Raw genomic sequence first — 21,508 nt, forward strand, 5'->3', positions numbered from 1 at the left:
ATACAAACGTTTGTTTGTATAATCTGTTGTTTTTTTTATAGATTGTGAATTTATCTTTGATATAAAATTTTACCTTCTGTTTACTTTATTTTTTCCTGTAATTGGTTTTCGTTACATATAATGATTAATAAGGGCGACAAAGAGTTTTCGTTGTTCCTAATAATCTTAAGCAAACCTAACAAGGAGGCAATTCTGTCATGAAAAGAAAACTATCTGGGGTGTTAGCGGCTTCATTAGCGCTAACGATATTCCTCCCAACTAACGCGATGGCGTTTTCTAGTAGCAGTCAGACTACCATTGTAGCTAGTCAAGAAGTAGTGGCTAGCCAAGAATTGAAAAAGATTGCAGCAGAGAAGGCTGCATTACTCATGAAATCCTATGAGACAATTAGTGTGCAGTATGCGCTAATTGATAATGGCAAAATCGTTTTGTCGGGTCAAACCGGCAAGAACGATATAAAAGGGAAGCAGCCGTTAACCAAAGATACGCTATATGGGATTGGCTCAGTTAGTAAAGTATATACAGCGGCAGCTGTAATGAGATTGGTTGACGAAGGAAAAGTCGATTTGGATACGCCTGTTTTCCACTATGTTTCTGATTTCAAGATGAAGGATGAGCGGTATAAAAAAATTACGCCGCGTATGTTATTGAACCACTCTTCCGGCATACAAGGTACTATGTTTACTAATGCATTTTTATTTGAAGATAATGATACCTATGCCCATGATAACTTGTTGCGACAATTATCCGACAAGACCTTAAAAGCAGATCCTGGTGCATTTTCAGTATACTGTAATGATGGCTTTACGTTGGCCGAAATTTTAGTTGAAAGAGTTAGCGGTTTAAGCTTTACAGAATTTCTACACGAGCAGTTTACAGAACCATTAAAGCTCCATCATACAAAAACGCCACAGGATAATTGGGAAGATGCAAAATGGGCTGGCCTTTATTTTCCAACATACAAGGGGCAGCTTCCTGCTGAATCCGTAAATGTAATTGGCACAGGAGGGATCTCTTCAACTGCGGAGGATGTGGTGCGATTCTCACAATTATTTATGGGACAGGGAAAAGGAATCCTCTCTGATAAAGCAGTCAAAGCGATGGAGCAAGAGGAATATAAAAAAGGTATGTGGCCAGGCGATGGAGATAATAGCATCAACTATGGACTTGGATGGGATAGTGTGAAGCTTTATCCATTCAGTGAATATGGGATAAAGGGCTTGGCTAAAGGCGGCGATACGGGATTGCAACATGCTTCACTGGTGGTACTTCCGGAACAGAAAATGGCGGTAGCTGTGTTGTCATCAGGTGGCAGTAGCGTGACAAATCAAATGATGGCTAATGATTTATTGCTCACAGCCCTAAAAGAGAAGGGTACAATTAACGAGATTAAGCCAAACAAATCCTTTGGCAAGCCGAACAAGGCAAAGATGCCTCAAGATGTAGCAAAGAAAGCGGGCTTATATGGTAATAGTTACGGTCATTTCAAAATAGAAATTACGAAAAATGGGGAACTATTATTACCAAATTATACAGAAGAAAAATTTGTATATACCGCAGATGGTAGCTTTATGAATGAGGAGGGTACCTCCAAGCTTAACTTTGTCAGTGAGAAGAATGGAAGAACTTATTTGAAAGAGAGTACCTATCAAACAACGCCAGGTTTTGGGGAAGTTGCGGTGACTCACTATTTAGCTGAGAAACTAGAAGACAATGTACTGTCGAAGGAAACAGCTGCTGCATGGGCAAAGCGAGAGGGCGTTAAGTTTTATCTAGTGAATGAGAAATTCAGTTCTGCTCAATATCTTCTACCAATGATGCTTATCAAACAAATTAATCGCGATGACAATTTTGAAGGTTATTGGGAGAGCAGAAAAATTACTGGCCCAAACTCTGCGGGACATCAACTCCAGATTCCTGTGATGAATGGTCGTGATATGACAGAAGCTCGTTTCTATACTGAAGACGGTGTTGAATATATGGAGATGGCCGGATTGTTATACGTTAGTGGGTCAAATTTAAAACCACTTGATTCAGGTCAATCATCCAAAGTTACACTGCATGCAAATGGTCAAGCTAAATGGTTTACAATACCACAAGCGGCAGCAGGAAAAACGATGACTGTGTCGTTGCCTTCCAAAAGTTCATTCGCGGTATATGATGAGGCAGGAGTATGTGTCAATTTTACCGTTGTGAGTGGCAAAAACAAAGTAAAACTGCCGAAGAACGGAACGGTTGTATTTGCCGGCGCAGCTAACTCGGAATTTACCATCACGCTGAACTAACTAGCATACTTAACAAAACCAGTTATTACAGAAAAAAGTGTTTAGCTGGTTTTGTTTAATCCTTTCAGATTGATTTCTTGGCGAAGCATATTTCTCCCCCGATTGGAAATTAAAAATTTTTGAAGGGTCTTCTTTCAAAGATTTTAGTAAGTGATATTTTATATTGTTTACAGTAAAATAATAGTAGAGTATTTCACTTTAAACTCAACTAATCTGATTAGTTGGGTTTTGTGTTTTTCTAGAAAAATCTACTAAACTTTTAAAAGAAGATGTGATGATCAATGGGGAAAATCGCCATTTTGGCAGAGAAACCTTCTCAAGCAAGAGCCTATGCTGATGCATTTAAAATTAAACAAAAAGAGAAAGTATTTATTGAATTGGAACCGTGTTCTACTTTTCCTGAAGGAGCCATCATTACCTGGGCAGTTGGTCATCTTGTTGAGTTAAAGGAACCGAAAGAATATCAAAAGGAATGGGAGAAATGGTCGCTGTCCTCATTACCGATCATTCCGCAGAAATTTGAAGATAAAGTTGTTTCTAAAATGTATACACAGTTCAATGCTGTAAAAAAAATCTTTCATGATCCGCAAGTGACGATGATCTATAACTGCTGTGATAGTGAGCGTGAGGGTTCAAATATCTTTTACTCCCTTTTAAAAATGACGAAAGTAAATAAGCCTGTGAAACGATTATGGATCAATTCATTAGAGGTGGAGGAAATTCGGAAAGGCTTTAATTATATGCAGAGTAATGAGCGTGATTTGCTGATGTATCAAGAAGCAAAAACGCGTCAAATTAGCGATTGGCTCGTAGGGATGAACTGTAGTCGCCTCTATACACTACTTTTACAGAAGAAAGGCTTTAAGGGGAGTATCTCCATTGGACGTGTGCAATCGCCAACCGTCTATCTAATTTATAAAAGACAGCAGGAAATTGAACAGTTCAAGCCTGAACATTTTTATGAAATTGAAGGGGTTTTTAAAGCGCAGAATGGTGTGTACAAGGGGAAGGCCAAGTTAAAAACAAAAGAGCGTGCAGAGGCCGTGCAATTCCTGCAACAACATGGGATTGAACCAATGGATATAGGTCAAATTACGAGTGTCACGAACAAAACGAAACGGATTGCACCGCCCAAACTACATGCACTATCCACATTACAAGCAGCTGCCAATAAACGTTGGAAATATAGTCCGTCCTATGTGTTGAAACTTACGCAATCACTTTATGAGAAAAAGCTTGTTTCTTACCCACGTACCGATTCACAGCTCATTACGCAAAATGAGTTTGCCTATTTAAATGAATCTCTGGGTAACTATCAAAAGCTTGTAGGGAAGTCCTTTCATACGATCAATCGAGGGTCAAACAAACGTTACGTCGACAATGCCAACGTTGGGGAGCACTATGCCATAATTCCAACGAGAAAGGTACCGACAGAAAAAGCGCTACAATCGATGAATACGGATGAACGCAATGTTTATTTCGAAATCATCAATACGACACTGGCCATGTTTCACCAAGATTATGAATACGATGAAAAAACGATTATCACAAATGTCAAAAATGTAGAATTTAAAACGGTAGGGAAAACGGAGCTTGTAAAAGGCTGGAAAGAGTTGTTTTCAAGTGATAAAGACGTGCAGGCTCGTGACGAGTCATTACCTGTCGTAAGCAAAGATGAAATGGTACAATGTCAGGTCGCTATTTTAGAAGGCACAACAACCCCTCCTAAGCCCTATACAGAAGGGCAACTCATTACGATGATGAAAACATGTGGTAAATCCGTGGAGAATGAAGAAGAAATCGAGGTACTCAAATCGATTGAAGGTATTGGGACAGAAGCAACTCGGAGCGGCATAATTGAGACGATTAAAAAGCATGGATTTATTGAAGTACGAAAAAACATCGTGAACATTATGCCAAAAGGAGAGCTTTTATGTCGGGCCATTGAAGGAACATTGCTGTCCAGTCCATCGATGACAGCAAAATGGGAAATTTACTTACATAAAATTGGACGTGGCGAAGGCTCTGCAAAGCATTTTATTGATAGTATTGGCAAGTTTATTAATCAATTAATACAGGATGTGCCTCAACAGCTAGAGTCACTTACAATTGAAGCTGAGCACTTTAAACCAGCTGCTGCGAAAGAGATTGTGATGTGTCCAACATGTAAAGTAGGAAAAATAGGTTTGCGCAAAAGCTTTTATGGCTGTTCGAATTATAAAAATGGCTGTAAGCAAACGTTCCCAGAAAGGCTACTAGGCAAAAAACTAACGGAAAAGAACATACATGATTTATGCAAGATGGGTAAAACTGCCGTGATGAAAGGCTTTAAATCAAAAAATGGTAAACCATTTAATGCGGCACTCCGCTTGGTAGAAGGAAAGATTGAATTTGAGTTTAATGAAAAATAAACGCTGATGTTTGCTTTGAAGAATGAGTTTGCTGAAGGGTAGTTTTTGAAGGTTATCTCAATTTTGAAAGTAGGATAGCTCGTTCACTATAGAACATGCTATCCTATTTTTATGAAAAAAGGAGTAATGTGATGACTACAATTAAAGAGATTGAAAGCTTCTGTGATACGGATAGTGATGGACACATTATTAATCATTCAGATTGGAATAAAATCAACCCAATTTTTCATCCTGTAATAAACGATGTGGTTCATACGTATCGCACCCTTCTTCAAGATGACTTACATAGCGTATATAAGGGGATCGATTCCAAAAGGGATAGGTATTGAAGGAGTAGCTGACTTAGACACGATAGCGGTTACGAAGCAAAAACCTAATAAACTGCAGTTAAAGCGGATAAAAGAAGTGGAAGATGCATTAACTCAGAACCATACTTGTGTCGATGGGATTGAACTAAGTGTTTACTGCAAAGAAGATATTTTAAATACGACATCTTTTTCAATCATTAGTTTCATACTCCAAACCCATAGTATATGTGTGTTTGGAGAGGATTTAATACCTCTATTACCAAGATATAAAGCGAACGAAGCTTTAGCGAATGACCACCTTATTCATTTACAGGGACAAATTAAAATTGCCTATGATGACCTTCAAGACAATTCTGATGTAGAGGATATTAAAGATTGTTGTAAATGGATTATGAAAATTATTGTAAGAGCAGGACTTGCACTTACCATAACTAAGGAAAACACATATACAAGGGATTTATACCCCGCTTACAAATTGTTTTCGGAATGTTTCCCTGAAAAGGAAAGTGACATGAGAAAGGCACTTGAATATGCGATAACACCCATCAAAGATACAAACGAATTGTTATTGTTTTTAAATGAATTTGGGTCGTGGATGGTCAGTGAAGCTGACAAATGGTTACAATGCCATAACCCTAATAGAGAATTAAAGCTGAAATGGTAATAGTTTGGTTAAATAACAAAAAGGTAATCGCATGCACGCTTGTGATTACCTTTTATTTTAACATTCTTAATAATGCTCATGGCATTATCGAAGACCCATTCGGAATTTAAATACAATATTTTACTTTTCAAAGGGATTGTTGATGTAAGGGCCTTTAATAGTAATACGCATTAACTGCGTTGCCATAAATTTGGGCGTATACGGCATGTCATTTTCTAACCACCAAACAATCACCTCGAGAAAGGCAGCAGCATAAAAACGTTCAGCCATCTCACGGGGCACTGTCAGCTTTTGATCGTCAGGCTCCATAAATTGAATACCACTTGAGACAAAATTAATAATAATGTCTTTTAGGCCATCAGAAAAATAAGGGATATTTTTTTCCGTAAGATACACTTTATAAAGCTTACTATTTGATGCAATTTGCTCAAACAAACGCATAAATGTGTCATGTGGCTGATCGTAATTAGGTAATAAATCAAACTCCTTTTTCTCTTCAAAATTTGGGTGAATACAACGAACTAATTGCTGTAAAGTTTCCATAGAGCTTTGATAAAGAAGGTCTAATTTATCGCGAAAATGTAAATAAAAAGTAGCTCGGTTTAAAGTGGCTCGTTTTGTAATATCTTGTACTGTAATTTTCTCATAGCCTTGTTCATCGATTAATTCCACCAGTGCATCTCTCAATAATTGGCGTGTTCTTATTACGCGTGGATCCATTTTTTTCGACATTTTTAAGCTCCTTGTATTAAATGATCGATTTAATCAACGTTTTAAATTAAGTTGTTGCGAAAGCGTCACATTCGCGTTCGCTGTTGTTTGCCCTTTTCAAATAGCAGGTTATAATTATATTAACGACACGGTGTCGATAATACAACTAGTTGTTAACATGTTCACGAATTGTTCATTTATAGATAAAGGAAAGGAAGTTTTAATATGGGTCGTTTAAATGGGAAAGTAGCAATTATTACAGGAGCGGCAATGGGAATGGGCGCATCAGAGGCAAAATTATTTGCTCAAGAAGGGGCAAAGGTGATTGCAACAGATGTACAAATCGAGCCATTGAACAACTTAGTTAAAGAAATTAAAGAAAACGGCGGAGAGATTATTGGTCTTCAACATAATGTGACTTCTGAAGATGAGTGGAAGGCAGTAATCGCAGAGGCTGTGAAGGCTTATGGTAAGGTGGATGTTCTTGTAAACAATGCAGGCGTTTCATCACCAAAAACAATTGCTAATATGGAAATGGATGAATGGAATAAAGTCATGGACATTAACCTTAATGGCTGTATCATCGGTATGAAATATGTCATTCCTGAAATGCAAAAAGCTGGTGGCGGCTCCATCATCAATATTTCTTCGATCGGTGGTATCGTAGGAATGGCTGGGACAAGCCCCTATACCGCAGCAAAAGGCGCACTACGCGTTCTTTCTAAATCGGCTGCGATCGAATACGGCAAAGATAAAATTCGCGTAAATTCTGTGCACCCAGGTATTATCGTTACACCAATGGTAGCACCTACCATGGAAGAGGGCGGTGCACTGCCATTCTATCAAACTTACACACAACTACCATACTTCGGTGAACCTGAAGATGTAGCGTATGGCGTAGTCTTCCTAGCATCTGACGAATCCCGCTTCATGACAGGCGCAGAGCTAGTCATCGACGGCGGCTGGACAGCAATTTAATAGAGTACAAGAAAAACTAGGCGACACGCAACGTGAGCCTAGTTTTTTTGTTGAATTAAGTGAATACCCGCGGAAGGGAAGTGAATATCCGCGGAAGCGAAGTGAATACCCGCGGAAGCGAAGTGAATACCCGCGGAAGAGAAGTGAATATCCGCGGAAGAGAAGTGAATCCCCGCGGAAGGGAAGTGAATCCCCGCGGAAGCGAGGCTAATACTCGCGAAGTGAAGCGAATACCCGCGGAAGCGAAGTGAATCCCCGCGGAAGAGAAGTGAATACCCGCGGAAGGGAAGCGAATACCCGCGGAAGCGAGGCTAATACCCGCGGAAGAGAAGTGAATCCCCGCGAAGGGAAGCGAATACCCACGAAATCAGATCCACACGCTAGAAGTAAAATCCCATTCAAATCAACGTTGTGAACAGGCAAAAGAGCACAAACATAGTGGATAATTGTGCATATCATAGGGGGAGAAAGCGTTTTCTTCATTTATATAGAAGAAAGTCAGAACGGAAAATTTCACGATTATGTGAACGTCACGAAAAAAAATTCACAAAAACCTTAACTATTTCATATGAAATCCGTATAATAAATCAAACAGTACGAAAAATGTCCATATTTCTCGATAAATTGCGTGAATTTTTTAAATTGTATTGACGTAGGAAACGATAATTTGTACACTGTGTACATTCAATTGTTTTTTGGAGGCATACAATTAATTTGAAAAAGTTAGGATTTGATAGATATGATCGTGTGTAAATTTGGTGGAACATCTGTAGCAAGCGCAGAACAAATTCAAAAAGTGGCAAACATTGTGAAATCTAATCCGGCACGTAAGATCGTTGCCGTTTCAGCACCAGGGAAACGTTCTGGTGACGATATAAAAGTAACAGACCTATTAATACAATTAGCAAATGCAGCGTTACAACAAGAGAATACGGAAGAAAAATTGCAGACTGTTGTGGATCGATTTAGAGCGATTGCGGATGGTTTGGGGATAGATTATGCCATTTGTGACGTGATTGCGGAAGATTTACGTGAACGTGTACAAGGTGACAAAACGAACGTGGAATTATTCATCGATAGCATTAAAGCGGCAGGTGAAGATAATAACGCCAAGCTCATTGCTGCCTATTTTAACGCGATTGGTATGCCCGCACGCTATGTCAGTCCTAAAGATGGGCTAGTGGTAAATGATTTACCTGAACGAACATTTGCTTTACCAGAAGCGTATGCTAATTTAGCCCCTTTAAAAGATACAAAAGAAATTATTGTTTTCCCAGGTTTCTTCGGTTACACTAGAGCGGGCGTATTGCGAACATTTGACCGCGGTGGCTCTGATATTACAGGCTCCATCTTAGCAGCAGCTGTTGAAGCGGAGCTCTATGAAAACTTTACGGATGTGGATTGTGTGTTCTCTGCGAATCCGAAAGTCGTCAATGATCCAGTGGAAATTAAAGAAATTACGTATCGCGAAATGCGCGAATTATCATATGCAGGCTTTTCAGTGTTCCATGATGAAGCGTTAATGCCTGTCTACAAGATTGGGGTGCCAGTTAACATAAAAAATACAAATAATCCATCAGCCCCAGGTACACGTATTGTACCAAGCCGTCCTGCAACAGGTCGTCCAGTTACAGGTATCTCGGCAGACAGTGGCTTTTCAACTTTATATGTCTCTAAATATTTGATGAATCGTGAAGTAGGCTTTGGACGAAAGCTACTCCAAATTTTAGAAGATGAAAATATTTCTTATGAACACACACCATCTGGTTTAGACGATATTTCTGTCATCATGCGTTCAAATCAACTAACACCAGAAAATGAAGCACGTATTATTAGTCGTGTAAAAGAAGAGCTGCATGCAGAGTATGTAGAAATGCGTCACGGTTTTTCAATGATCGTGATTGTTGGCGAAGGGATGCGTCATAATACAGGATTAGCTGCCCGTGCTGCCACAGCGATTTCAAGAACTGGCGCAAATATTGAAATGATCAATCAAGGTTCTTCTGAAGTGAGCCTCGTGTTCGGTGTCCTTCAGGAATATGAAAACCGCATTTTACAAGCGCTTTATGAAGAATTTTTTGCGCATGCGAATGCATAATGACACAATCATCACTAATCCAAGACTTTCTAGCTTGGATTAGTGTTTTCTTTTTGCTGAGAATACGGTAAAATCGAGGGCGTACATAGTTGGGAGGGTTTTTCGTGAAGAATTTAACAATTGGTATGCTTTTTTCGATTATTGGGATACTTTTTGTCTGTTTAACGATTATGGATATTTTACCGTCGTCGACAAAAACAATGAAAATTGTTTACATAGGCATTGGTTGGGTCTTTATTATTATTGGCTCTGTGATCCGCTTTAAAAATCTGAAACAGAAGCAACAATAACGCTTTGAAAATGGAATTGTGGCAATAGGCAAATTTGTGATACAATTTCAAAGAAAATAAATAATTTGAGTATTATGAAGTTGTTATTCTGTACAAACGTTCAGAAGGTTCAAATTTTAATAAAGAATCGACAGTACAAATTCTTCTTTGTAAGAATTTGTTTTTTTATGTTCTATTCCATCTTTATCGCGAGGAGGCGATCGATTGCCTATACTGACAAAGGATTGCATTCAAATTTTTGACCAATATGTGGCCCTACAAACCGATTCACCCATGAAGGTTGTATCCTCAGCCATGCATAATCCTGGCTTTGGTCATTATACCCATCTACTGAATCGAACGGTGCCTATTACCTATGATGAGCGACAGCCACATCTTGAATTACAGCAGTATTTGCAGGCACAACACTTTCCGTTAGACAACACGGTGGCGATGATGACGGCAGTCCAGGCCAAGTTTGCGACCATTCGTGACTTTACATATGAAGGTATTCAGCTTGTCGTTATGATTACTGCGGGATTAGGAAATGCGGTGGATATTACGCGGGCTTTTCATCGGGAGGAGCAGTACCATGCAGGCACCATTAATACATGGCTAGTCATTAATGGAAAACTATCTGATGAAGCGTTATTTCAAGCCATGATTTCAACAACGGAAGCCAAGGTCAAAGCGTTAATGGATGAAGGGATTACAGACCCAACAACAGGCACACAAGCTACAGGTACTTCTACTGATAGCTTGTTGATCGCTTCAACAGAAGAGGGAGACTTTCATCAATATGCTGGTCCTATTACCATGCTTGGTAAGGTCATCGGTTACGGTGTCTATGAGACAATGCGTGAGGCGATCAGCAAATACAAAAAAGATAAAGAGGAGAGGGCTTTATGATGGCTATCGTAATTGCCTGTATCATTGGGCTTTTGTTTGATTTACTCGTAGGAGACCCTCCTAAACTCCCTCATCCTGTACGCTGGATTGGACACTTGATTCAATCGCAAACGGCGCTCTGGAATAAGGGCAAATGGCGAAAGCTGCGTGGCATGGTGATGGCTCTTGCAGTCGTAGGCACGACCATGTTTGTGGTGACATTGATTTTGCTTCTTAGCTATCAGGTAAGTATTATTTTTGGCATCCTTGTAGAGGGACTTCTCATTGGGATTGGACTCGCTCAGCGGAGCTTGAAGGAGGCTGCGATGGCTGTATATGAGCCACTTGCTAAAGGTGACTTTGCAGAGGCACGTGTCAAGCTGTCGTGGATTGTCGGTCGTGACACCGATAAGCTGGGAGAAGATGAGATTGTGCGTGGTGTAGTAGAAACGGTGTCTGAAAATACAAGCGATGGTGTGACAGCTCCACTTTTTTATGCCTTCTTATTTGGTGCAATTGGTTTATGGGGCTATAAGGCTGTCAATACATTAGATTCAATGGTTGGCTATAAAAATGACAAATACAAAGACTTTGGAATGTTCTCGGCAAAGCTCGATGATGTATTGAATTTTATTCCAAGTCGAATGACAGGCTTCCTTATTGTCCTTGGCACGAAAAATGAAACGGATCGAACGCTTGGCAAGCGGCTAAAGATTTGGGCACAGGACGCTAAAAAGCATCCAAGTCCAAACAGTGGCTATTTAGAGGCAGCGACGGCCGTTCAGCTAGGTGTGCAGCTTGGTGGGAAAAATACGTATCAGGGGGTTGTCTCTCATAGGGCTATTATGGGAGAAAAATTAGTCCCTTTGACGAAGGAACATATTGCAACATCTATTATTCATATGCGTATTGCCACAATACTCTTTACGCTTGTGATGTTAGCTGTGGAGGTGCTTATTTATGCCATTACCTAATCACGGAGCAAATCCGCACAATGTCTATCAGCAATTAGGCTTAACGATGCCAGAAGTAGTTTATGATTTTAGCGAAAATGTCAATGCTGAGGGACCACCAGCCTTTGTAGAGGCTCGTTGGCGAACACTTTATCCGCTTATTCAGCGCTACCCAGATCCTGATGGCGAGCCTTTTTTAACGAAGGTTGCTGCTTTTCATCAGGTCGCAAAGGAGACGATTTTACTAGGCAATGGGGCATCAGAGCTCTTTAGTGTAGTAGCAAGACGCTATGCGGGCAAGCGTGTCATTATCGTACATCCAACTTTTTCTGAATATGAGCGAACATTGCGGGCTGCAGGTGCGGATATTGTGCCTATTTTGGTGACTGATTTTATTCATTACACATTGCCAATGGATGTGCTCAAGGAGGAAATGGAGAAGGCGGACGCTCTTTATATTTGTACGCCAAATAATCCAACAGGGGTATTACCGAAAAAAGAAGATTTACTCGCTTTAGTGGAGCACGGAAGAAGTGTTAGCTGTGAGCTTGTGATCGACGAGGCCTTTATGGATTGGGTGGGTGAAGCGTATTCTATGATTCATCATTGCGCGCAAAATCCACATGTGATAGTGGTGCGTTCGATGACCAAAATGTATGCGATTCCAGGTTTACGACTTGGTTATTTAGTCGCGCATTCTTCCATTGTAAGCACTTTAAAGGACATGCTGCCTCATTGGAATTTAAATGCCTTTGCACTTGTGATTGGTGCAGGCTGTTTAGATGAACAGCAGTATTGTCAGCAGGCGATTGCCTATGCGACAACACAAAGAGGGCGATTACATCAGTATTTACAAGAAAACGGCTGTCAAGTAACGAACAGTGTGACGAATTATGTGTGCTTCACGTTACCACAAGGACAGCAGGCCGATCCCTTTTTCACGTATTGCCTTGGACAAGGGGTTGTCTTACGTCATACAAAAAACTTTCAAGGGTTACAGGGTGAATGGTTCCGTATAGGGATAAAAGATATTGCGGCCATGACTTCTTTACATAATTGTCTGCAAGCTTGGTTTAACGCAAATAAGGGGAGAGAAAAGTGACAACTTTTTATCTAGTAAGACATGGGGAAACACAATGGAATCAAGAGCAACGACTACAGGGCTGGCTGGACTCTCCATTAACGGAAAATGGTAGAGCAGCAGCACAAAGACTTCACAAGCAACTCCAGCCTATTCAGTTTGCAGCTGCTTATTGTAGCTCAAGTGGACGTGCAAGGGAGACGATGGACATTTTGACCACTAAGCGCAAGCTTCCGATTATTTATGAGGATGATTTACGTGAAATCTATTTAGGGGATTGGCAAGGCCAAACAATTGAAGACATTCTCGCCAATCATAAGCTTGATTATGAGCTCTATACTAATTACCCAGCACAGTTTGTTGCAACACATACGGAAAGCTTTGGTGCTGTGACAGAAAGAGCCATGTTTACATTAAAGAAAATAGCGGATCAACATCCCGATGAAACGGTACTCATTGTCTCTCATGCAGTAACCATTAAATGTATCGTTAACGCTATTTTACAGCGAAGTATAAGTGAGCTATGGACAGCCCCATACATTCATGGAACAAGTGTGACAGTGATTGAACGACAAGAGCAACAATGGGCTGTGAAAGAAATTGGCAATCTTCATCATTTACAATAGGAGGTGTCCTGATGCCACTCATTTTTATTACAGGTGGTGTTCGTAGTGGGAAATCCCATTTTGCTGAGCGAACAGCGATTCAGCATTACCAAGCACAGCTAGGTCCCACAAAACGTTTAATTTATCTGGCTTCTGGCATCGCCTTAGATCGTGAAATGGCTAAGCGGATTGACCGACATCAGGCAGATCGGCAGGCACAACCTGTGCAGTGGCTAACGGTGGAGGCACCCTATGACATGGCAGAGGTTTTAGCAACACTCCAAAATGGGGATGTGGTGCTGTGGGACTGCGTGACAACGTGGCTAACAAATGCTTTTTATGAGGGCTTTGACAGTGGTACGCCATGTATAGATCAGCCAGGCTGTTTAGAAAACAAGCTACTGAACATCAAACAGGCCATCCTTTCATTACTAAATAAGGATGTGACTTTTTTAGTTGTCTCCAATGAACTGTTTGATGAGCCACCATATGATAGTGATGAAGTAGAGTTATACCGACGAACACTCGGCCAATGGCATCAATGGTTCGTTGTCATTGCACAGGAGGCCTATGAAATGAATTATGGTATTGTAAAGAGATGGAAATAATCGAGAAAGAAGGCAAGACGATGAAAACTGTTTGGCATAGCCTACAATTGGCATTTCAATTTTTTACGGTTTTGCCAGTACATAAAGAGCTACCGTTAACTAGGCCAACGATTACAGGGATGTTCGCCTGTTTACCGTGGATAGGAGCGTTAATGGGAACAACTGTGGCAGCCGTACTCTATGGTCTCACACAGTGGACAGCGAGCAGTGAAGTCATGCTAGCTTTTATAATCATAGCGCTTTTTGCCTTATGGACAGGTGGTTTGCATTTAGATGGCTTTATTGATATGGGCGATGCTTATTTTTCCTACCGAGATCGGGACAAGCGGGTAGAAATTTTAGATGATCCACGTGTTGGCGCTTTCGGTGTATTGTCTGTGCTGTTTTTACTAATGGGGAAATTTGTTGTCCTCCATGAGCTTTTCGTCCAACAGAAATTCGCCTTATGGATGGTGCTGTTTGTGCCTTTTCTGACTAGAGTTGGGATGAGCTTTTATTTTATGTCCCTCGACTGTTCGAAAGAAAAAGGTCTCGCCTATTTTTTTAAATCCCATATTCACGCAAGTCTATTAAAAGTGTTCATGCTGCTATCACTTGGCATAGCTCTGACGGTTGTTTTGATTTTCACCCAGTTCTCTCTGCTGCCCATTGTATTAGTTATTGTTTTAGCATTCGCACTGATGATTTTTAGACAATTTACGCTACGTAATTTTGGTGGTGTATCAGGGGATTTACTTGGTGCATCTATTGAAGGGATGGAGGTTGTGCTATGGGTGACATTGTTACTGTGCGCTTGATGAGGCATGCGCCAACAAAGGAGAATCTAGAAAAACGCTATCTTGGTTGGACAGATGCCCCATTAGCTGATCCAACCACGCTTTCAGTTATAGACGATGCTGTAACAAACGTATATGGGAGTGATTTACGGCGGTGTCGAGAAACCGCCGCTCATTATTTTCCGAACGCAAGCTATCATGCAGATGCTCGCTTTCGTGAGACGAATTTTGGTGCATTTGAAGGGAAAACATATGATGAGTTAAAATCGAATGCTCATTATCGTGCATGGCTAGATGATCCGATTAAGATGCCACCGCCACAAGGAGAGGCTTTTCATGACTTTGTGGCACGTGCTGTGGAAGGCTTTTGCCATTTACCGAAGGATGAGGATCAGTATGATTTAGTGGTGCATGGCGGGGTGATTCGTGCCTTACTCGTCGCCTTTGCCCCAACAGAACAGCCTTTTTGGTCGTATGATGTGCCACATGACAAACAATTTATTTTAACGTTTACAAGAAAGGCTTGGGAGGAGGGAGCAAGATGCACGTCTTTATTGGAGGCGCCTATAACGGTAAAACCGACTATGTGATGGGCTTGTATAAAGAGCGACAGGTCGCCCTTGTCGATGGCGATCTACCAGAGATTGCACCGGCCTGTGAAGTACTGGTAATTAGAAATTTAGAAAACTGGTTGGTGACACAAAATCTAGAGGACGATGACCAAGTGGTTCAAGCGGTACTTGCAACTTTAAGGAGGCTTGAACAGCACTGTACGCTAGCGCTCATTGTTAACGATATGGGGCGTGGTGTTGTGCCAATAGACAAACAAGCGCGACTCCTACGCGATACATGTGGTCGCTTATATCAGGTGTTATTTACTGAAGCTGAGCAAGTTGTACGTATTTGGTACGGAATTGCCGAACAGCTGAAGTAAGGTAGACATACTACAGAAAAGAGGACATGGAATGGATCGACAAAGATTAAGGAATTGGATATTGACGGCAATGGTTGCTGCCATTTGTGCAGTAGGGGCAGTCATTAAGGTGCCGGCATTTATTTCGACTGCTGCACTCGACTCGGCTCCTGCCTTTTTGGGCGTAGTCTTTTTATCCCCATTTTTAGCAGGGCTTGCTGGATTTATCGGTCATTTTATTACAGCGTTGACTGCTGGATTTCCATTAGGACCACTACATCTTATCATCGCGTTCGAAATGTTCATCGTCGTATGGATCTTTGGTGTGATGCATAGAAAAGGTCTACATGTTTGGAAATGGCCAGTTGCACTCGTATTGAATGGCATTGTGGCACCATTACCGTTTTATTTTTTAATTAGCCCTGCCTTTTTCTGGGGTGCATTAGGTAGCATTTTCATGGCAACCGTTATTAACCTAGTCATTGTTGCGGTAGTGATGCCGGTTTTATCAAAGGTCTTTTTACGTAAGGAAGGACGCGTTCAATGAGAAATGCTATGAAAGTGGGCACGTTCATTGTGACAATGGATAATGCGGCAGCCATTGGGGAAAAGCCACAAGATGTAGTGTCAGCATCTGACCAACTAACAGCTTACATGACAGCACGTGTGACATTTTTAGAGCAGCTTGCGGCACAGGCATTACCTTGCCAAGTTTTACTCGCTAATTTCTCTGGTGATACGGCATGGAAACGTTATGAAAGAGGTATTCAACAGGTGTTTGAGGAAACTGGTATAGCCTGTCCTGCAATTGCAGGAAGTACGGAATCGAATATGCCCACGCTACAGTCAGGTGTAGCCATTACGATGCTTGGGGAAATACAACAACGTCAACCATTTGACCATGAACAGCTCAGCTGGTACACTTATGGCTTGCCGCTTGTAGGGGAAGAAGTGTTAGCGCAGCCAGAAGACGTAGCACAGCTTCAGCCCATTTTTCAGGCATGGCAGGCGGAGATCGTGCAGCAAGTTTGGCCAGTCGGGTCAAAGGGGCTACAAGGCGAATTAGCGCGTCTTTTTGGACAGCAACAAGTTGAAAGTTCGCTTGATCTGACCAAATCAGCAGGTCCTTGTTCGGTCATTTTGCTTGGCATCGATCCTAAAAAAGAGCAGCAGGCACAAAATTTTTTCCAAAGAAATTTTGAAAAACTACGCAAAACTGCACCGTAATAGGGCTTGTTTCGAGCAAAAGGGCTGCGTTAAAAATCGCAAGGTACGAAACACCTATTGCAACACGAAACACAATATGTTAGATTTGTTTAGGAGTTAAAACACAATATATAGTATTTGGACAAGCGGTACCAATATGGTTTAAAAGGGAATTCGGAACAAGAGTCATCTTAAGCCGAAGCTGTCCCCGCAACTGTAAGTGCTGACAAATAATCAAGAGGCCACTGTTGAAAAAACGGGAAGGAGATTATTTGGAGGAAGCATGAGCCAGGAGACCTGCCGAGTTGTTCAAGACAGCAACACATTCTTCGGGGATTGAGAAGTGGAGGCGAGAGATTTGTTCACTTCTTTGTGTGCATGTCCTTCATTTCCATTTCCGATTTTACAGCGATCACGTAACCGATAGATGTTGCGTGATCGCTTTTTGTGTTGCTTGGAGAAAGAAAGGGAGAGAATGTGTACATGACAATTCAAATCGAACAGCAACTAGCTAAGTTAAAAAATAGTTATACGGAGGATGAGCTTGAAAGCTTTGTAAGGTTATCGGATCGTTGGCTACGAAAAAACGACAATGCCACATTTGAAGCATGGGCGGATGCGATGATTTTACAAACACTTAGCCTAATTGATGAGGAAGAGCCCTATTGGACATTTGTGGCTGCACACATTTATTTAGAAAAATTATACGATCAATTTGCAACGCGACGTGGCGTTTCACCAAAGGATGTTTATCAAGAATTTCCAGCTCATCTTGCACAATACACTGAAGCGGGCTTATATCATGAAAGCTTAACAACAAAATATAGTGAGCAGGAGCTTCAACAATTAGCAAGCTATTTAGAACCTAGTCGTGACGAGCTATTCACGTATATTGGCTTGAAGACATTAATGGATCGTTATGTTGTACGTGATTATACAAAAACACCTGTAGAGCTCCCACAAGAGCGTTGGATGGTCATAGCCATGACATTAATGCAGGATGAAACAGAAAATCGTCTAGAAAAAGTGCGAGAAGCTTACTGGGCGATGAGTAATTTATATATGACTGTTGCAACACCGACACTATCAAATGCTGGTAAGACACATGGTCAGCTTTCAAGTTGCTTCATCGATACAGTGGATGACAGCCTACAAAGCATTTACGATACGAATACCGATGTTGCAACATTGTCTAAATATGGTGGTGGTATAGGCGTTTACATGGGCAAAATTCGTAGCCGTGGCTCGTCCATTAAAGGCTTCAAAGGTGCATCAAGTGGTGTGCTACCGTGGATTAAGCAGCTCAATAATACGGCTGTCTCTGTCGATCAGCTAGGGCAACGTCAAGGAGCCATCGCGGTTTATCTTGATGTTTGGCATAAGGACGTCTTTACGTTTTTAGATTTACGCTTAAACAATGGTGATGAACGACTACGTGCCCATGATATTTTCACAGGGCTATGTTTACCAGATCTATTTATGGAAACAGTAGAAGCCCGTGGAGAATGGCACTTATTTGATCCACATGAAGTACGTGAAGTGATGGGCTTCTCTTTAGAGGATTTCTACGATGAAACAAAGGGCAATGGCTCCTTCCGCACGAAATATGCAGCATGTATTGCTAATCCATTATTAAGCCGTGAAGTAGTACCAGCCATCGATATTATGAAGCGTATTATGCGCTCACAACTCGAAACTGGCGTTCCATTCATGTTTTACCGAGATGAAGTGAACCGCATGAATCCGAATAAGCATGAAGGAATGATTTATAGTTCGAATTTGTGTACAGAAATATTCCAGAATATGTCAGCAACGGAGTTTGAATCCATTACATTAGAAGACGATGTTATCGTGACTCGTCGCAAGCCTGGAGATTTTGTGGTTTGTAACTTGTCCTCTATTAATCTAGGAAGAGCCGTGCCTGCTAGTGTCTTAGAGCGGTTAATTCCGATTCAGGTACGTATGCTTGATAATGTTATTGCGTTAAATACTATCCCTGTGAAACAAGCAGAGCGTACGAACCTACGCTACCGTGGTATTGGACTTGGCACATTTGGCTGGCATCATTTATTAGCCTTAAAGGAAATTCAGTGGGAATCAGATGAAGCTGTAGAATTTGCGGACAAGCTTTATGAGGACATCGCCTACCTAACAATTCGTGCCTCTAACGCTTTAGCAAGCGAAAAAGGAGCGTATCCATTATTCGAGGGCTCTGATTGGCAAACAGGTGCCTATTTTGAAAAGCGCGGCTATGACAGCGACAAATGGAATGCTTTACGTGAGGCAGTGGCGAAAGAGGGAATGCGAAATGGCTATGTTATGGCAGTAGCCCCTAACTCATCGACATCGATTCTAGCAGGAAGTACGGCGTCAATTGATCCGATTTTCCAAAAGAGCTACTCAGAAGAGAAGAAGGATTACAAAATTCCTGTAACGGTACCAGATTTATCACCCGTAACGACTTGGTACTATAAATCAGCTTATTTCATCGATCAAAATTGGACAATCAAACAAAATGCAGCCCGTGCTCGCCACATTGACCAAGGCATTTCACTAAATTTATATGTTCAAAATACGATTAAAGCAAAGGATTTACTGGCACTGCATATGAATGCTTGGGCAAGTGGTGTGAAAACGACCTATTATGTACGCTCCACATCAGTAGAATTATTAGAATGTGAGTCTTGTGCAAGCTAGGAGGAAAAACAATGACAACGATTACGAAACGACAAATTATGGATAAGGAAGCACCTAACCGTTCTACAGGTATCGTTAATGGGCGCTCCTCCAATATTTTAAATTGGGATGATGTCCGCTTTAGCTGGGCGTACCCTAAATATAAAAAAATGCTAGGAAACTTCTGGACACCATTTGAAATTAATATGAGCAATGATGTTAAGCATTTCCCTGAGCTGACGAAAGATGAACAAGAATCATTTTTAAAAATTATCGGTTTATTAGCGCTATTAGATAGTGTGCAAACTGATTTTGCAGGTAAGGTAGCCGATTATTTAACAGATTCTAGTTTAAATGCGTTAATGATTATCTTAGCGCAGCAAGAGGTTATTCATAATCATTCCTATTCGTATGTGCTTTCCAGTATCGTCAACAAGGATGAGCAGGATCGTACCTTTGATTTTTGGCGTACAGAGCCTGTTCTAGAACGACGCAATGATTTTGTTATAAAAGGCTACCAGGCTTTCTCAGAGGAGCCGACTGTCGAAAATATGCTTGAGGCCATTATTTATGATGTCATTTTAGAGGGTTTATTCTTCTATTCGGGCTTTGCCTTCTTCTATCATTTAGCACGCAATCAAAAAATGGTCGCTACGTCTACAATGATCAATTATATTAATCGTGACGAGCAGCTCCATGTCGATTTATTTGTGAAAATTTATCAAGAATTATTAGAGGAATATCCAGAATACGATACACCTGAACGTCAGGCTCGTGTTCAGGAAATCTTCCGCGAAGCCGTTCAACTAGAAATCGATTGGGCCAATGAAGTCATCGGCGATAAAATTGAAGGCCTTGATGTTGAGGACGTCCATGATTATGTCCACTTCTATGCCAATGTTCGCTGTAATCAGCTTGGCGTAGACCGTCCATTCGAGGGCTACCGCAAAAATCCATTAAAATGGATTAAAGCCTATGAAGATGTAGACCTTGGCAAAACTGACTTCTTCGAACAACGCTCCCGCCAATATGTCAAAGTCAACGTCGAAGATAACGGCTTTGATGATTTGTAATCATCGTGTCACACCACCCCCATGCCCACTTGCATGGGGGTGTTTTACTTGGGTGGATTGCTACGAGGTTGAGAAGTGTTCGCTCGATATTGGTTGATTGGCTCGGTGGAAGGGGAGCCTCCTCTTTGAAGAGAGTAGCCTACATGAAAGGTGGGGACTCCGCTCGAAAGTGTGAAGCAACCGCTCAAAGGAAAAGTGAATCCGCTCGAAAATGTGAAGCAACCGCTCATAAAAGGGTTGTCCCCGCTCGAAAATGAGAGGAAACCGCTCAAAGGAAGGGTGAACCCGCTCGAAAGTGATAGGAAACCGCTCAAAGGAAGGGTGAATCCGCTCATAAGTGAGAAGCAACCGCTCAAAGGAAGGGTAAATCCGCTCATAAGTGAGAAGCAACCGCTCAAAGGAAGGGTAAACCCGCTCAAAATGTGAAGCAACCGCTCATAAAAGGGTTGTCCCCGCTCGAAAATGAGAGGAAACCGCTCAAAGGAAGGGTGAATCCGCTCATAAGTGAGAAGAAACCGCTCATAAAAGGGTTGTCCCCGCTCGAAAATGAGAGGAAACCGCTCAAAGGAAGGATGAACCCGCTCATAAGTGAGAAGCAACCGCTCAAAGAAAAGGTGAACCCGCTTGAAAGTGAGAAGCAACCGCTCAAAAAAGGGTTGTCCCCGCTCGAAAATGAGAGGAAACCGCTCATAAGAGAGAAGAAACCGCTCAAAGGAAGGATGAACCCGCTCAAAAATGTGAAGCAACCGCTCAAAAAAGGGTTGTCCCCGCTCGAAAATGGGAGGAAGCCGCTCAAAGGAAGGATGAACCCGCTCGAAAGAAAGAGGAAACCGCTCGAAAGAAAGAGGAAACCGCTCAAAGAAAGGGTGACTCCGCTCATAAGTGAGAGGTCCGCGCTCAAAGGAAGGGTAACCCCGCTCAAAAATGTGAAGCAGCCGCTCAAAGAAAGGAGGAATCCGCTCAAAGCGAGAGAACCCCGCTCATCAAAGGCTTGACTCCGCCCGA

At 41.5% G+C, this 21,508-nt stretch carries 20 protein-coding genes, 1 pseudogene and 1 riboswitch; of the genes and pseudogenes, 20 read left to right on the forward strand and 1 reads right to left on the reverse strand.

All coding sequences use genetic code 11. The features are described from left to right. Window positions 1-197: 197 nt before the first annotated feature. The 3 genes and pseudogenes from MKY49_RS09120 to MKY49_RS09130 all read left to right on the forward strand — a co-directional run bounded on the left by MKY49_RS09120 (window position 198) and on the right by MKY49_RS09130 (window position 5,668). Entirely contained in the window at window positions 198-2,285 is a 2,088-nt protein-coding gene (locus MKY49_RS09120; RefSeq protein ID WP_341386028.1) for a serine hydrolase domain-containing protein, read from the forward strand. Window positions 2,286-2,566: 281 nt separating this feature from the next. After that, window positions 2,567-4,696 (forward strand): type IA DNA topoisomerase, encoded by a 2,130-nt coding sequence (gene topB / locus MKY49_RS09125; protein WP_341386029.1) that lies wholly within the window; start codon window positions 2,567-2,569, stop codon window positions 4,694-4,696. Window positions 4,697-4,827: 131 nt separating this feature from the next. Beyond that, a pseudogene (locus MKY49_RS09130) lies at window positions 4,828-5,668 on the forward strand (nucleotidyltransferase). Between the two features lie 120 nt (window positions 5,669-5,788). Here the strand turns inward: MKY49_RS09130 and MKY49_RS09135 are convergent. Beyond that, on the reverse strand, window positions 5,789-6,400 hold the full coding sequence (locus MKY49_RS09135) for a TetR/AcrR family transcriptional regulator (protein WP_274796808.1): 612 nt from the start codon (window positions 6,398-6,400) through the stop codon (window positions 5,789-5,791). 204 nt (window positions 6,401-6,604) lie between these two features. On the opposite strand from MKY49_RS09135, the gene MKY49_RS09140 reads away from it, so the two are divergent. The 17 genes from MKY49_RS09140 (at window position 6,605) to MKY49_RS09220 (ending at window position 21,498) form a co-directional block, all read left to right on the forward strand. Then, window positions 6,605-7,357 carry a glucose 1-dehydrogenase gene (locus tag MKY49_RS09140; protein WP_274796809.1) on the forward strand — a complete coding sequence of 251 codons (753 nt, stop codon included), beginning with the start codon at window positions 6,605-6,607 and terminating at the stop codon, window positions 7,355-7,357. Window positions 7,358-8,096: 739 nt separating this feature from the next. Next, window positions 8,097-9,455, forward strand: coding sequence for an aspartate kinase (locus MKY49_RS09145; RefSeq protein ID WP_274796810.1), 1,359 nt, complete (start codon window positions 8,097-8,099; stop codon window positions 9,453-9,455). Window positions 9,456-9,559: 104 nt separating this feature from the next. Then, on the forward strand, window positions 9,560-9,745 hold the full coding sequence (locus MKY49_RS09150) for a hypothetical protein (RefSeq protein ID WP_016994978.1): 186 nt from the start codon (window positions 9,560-9,562) through the stop codon (window positions 9,743-9,745). Between the two features lie 204 nt (window positions 9,746-9,949). Further along, window positions 9,950-10,633, forward strand: a complete 684-nt coding sequence (locus tag MKY49_RS09155) for an adenosylcobinamide amidohydrolase (protein WP_274796811.1) — start codon at window positions 9,950-9,952, stop codon at window positions 10,631-10,633. Continuing rightward, on the forward strand, window positions 10,630-11,586 hold the full coding sequence (gene cbiB / locus MKY49_RS09160; protein ID WP_341386030.1) for an adenosylcobinamide-phosphate synthase CbiB: 957 nt from the start codon (window positions 10,630-10,632) through the stop codon (window positions 11,584-11,586). The genes MKY49_RS09155 and cbiB overlap by 4 nt, the downstream gene beginning before the upstream one ends. Further along, entirely contained in the window at window positions 11,573-12,667 is a 1,095-nt protein-coding gene (locus MKY49_RS09165) for a pyridoxal phosphate-dependent aminotransferase (protein ID WP_341386031.1), read from the forward strand. Before cbiB ends, MKY49_RS09165 begins: the two co-directional genes overlap by 14 nt. Further along, entirely contained in the window at window positions 12,664-13,272 is a 609-nt protein-coding gene (locus MKY49_RS09170) for a histidine phosphatase family protein (RefSeq protein ID WP_274796814.1), read from the forward strand. The genes MKY49_RS09165 and MKY49_RS09170 overlap by 4 nt, the downstream gene beginning before the upstream one ends. Before the next feature lie 11 nt (window positions 13,273-13,283). Continuing rightward, a complete protein-coding gene (locus MKY49_RS09175) occupies window positions 13,284-13,859 on the forward strand; it encodes a bifunctional adenosylcobinamide kinase/adenosylcobinamide-phosphate guanylyltransferase (protein WP_341386032.1) in 576 nt (191 codons plus the stop codon). Between the two features lie 20 nt (window positions 13,860-13,879). Then, window positions 13,880-14,656: an adenosylcobinamide-GDP ribazoletransferase gene (cobS, locus tag MKY49_RS09180; RefSeq protein ID WP_341386033.1), complete on the forward strand. Its 777-nt coding sequence runs from the start codon at window positions 13,880-13,882 to the stop codon at window positions 14,654-14,656. Next, window positions 14,629-15,225: a histidine phosphatase family protein gene (locus MKY49_RS09185; RefSeq protein WP_341386034.1), complete on the forward strand. Its 597-nt coding sequence runs from the start codon at window positions 14,629-14,631 to the stop codon at window positions 15,223-15,225. Before cobS ends, MKY49_RS09185 begins: the two co-directional genes overlap by 28 nt. Further along, on the forward strand, window positions 15,225-15,569 hold the full coding sequence (locus tag MKY49_RS09190) for a bifunctional adenosylcobinamide kinase/adenosylcobinamide-phosphate guanylyltransferase (RefSeq protein WP_341386919.1): 345 nt from the start codon (window positions 15,225-15,227) through the stop codon (window positions 15,567-15,569). Before MKY49_RS09185 ends, MKY49_RS09190 begins: the two co-directional genes overlap by 1 nt. A gap of 31 nt (window positions 15,570-15,600) precedes the next feature. Then, entirely contained in the window at window positions 15,601-16,095 is a 495-nt protein-coding gene (locus MKY49_RS09195) for an ECF transporter S component (RefSeq protein WP_341386035.1), read from the forward strand. Further along, window positions 16,092-16,775, forward strand: coding sequence for a hypothetical protein (locus MKY49_RS09200; protein WP_341386036.1), 684 nt, complete (start codon window positions 16,092-16,094; stop codon window positions 16,773-16,775). Before MKY49_RS09195 ends, MKY49_RS09200 begins: the two co-directional genes overlap by 4 nt. Window positions 16,776-16,884: 109 nt before the next feature. Then, a riboswitch (cobalamin riboswitch) is annotated at window positions 16,885-17,074 on the forward strand. Window positions 17,075-17,237: 163 nt separating this feature from the next. After that, window positions 17,238-19,451: a ribonucleoside-diphosphate reductase subunit alpha gene (locus MKY49_RS09205; RefSeq protein WP_341386037.1), complete on the forward strand. Its 2,214-nt coding sequence runs from the start codon at window positions 17,238-17,240 to the stop codon at window positions 19,449-19,451. 11 nt (window positions 19,452-19,462) lie between these two features. Beyond that, window positions 19,463-20,503 carry a ribonucleotide-diphosphate reductase subunit beta gene (locus tag MKY49_RS09210; protein WP_274796822.1) on the forward strand — a complete coding sequence of 347 codons (1,041 nt, stop codon included), beginning with the start codon at window positions 19,463-19,465 and terminating at the stop codon, window positions 20,501-20,503. 150 nt (window positions 20,504-20,653) lie between these two features. Further along, window positions 20,654-20,929 (forward strand): hypothetical protein, encoded by a 276-nt coding sequence (locus MKY49_RS09215; RefSeq protein WP_341386038.1) that lies wholly within the window; start codon window positions 20,654-20,656, stop codon window positions 20,927-20,929. Continuing rightward, entirely contained in the window at window positions 20,926-21,498 is a 573-nt protein-coding gene (locus MKY49_RS09220) for a hypothetical protein (protein WP_341386039.1), read from the forward strand. Before MKY49_RS09215 ends, MKY49_RS09220 begins: the two co-directional genes overlap by 4 nt. The last annotated feature ends 10 nt before the right edge of the window (window positions 21,499-21,508 follow it).

It is taken from the genome of Lysinibacillus sp. FSL M8-0134, assembly GCF_038069745.1.
Taxonomy (GTDB): domain Bacteria; phylum Bacillota; class Bacilli; order Bacillales_A; family Planococcaceae; genus Lysinibacillus; species Lysinibacillus irui.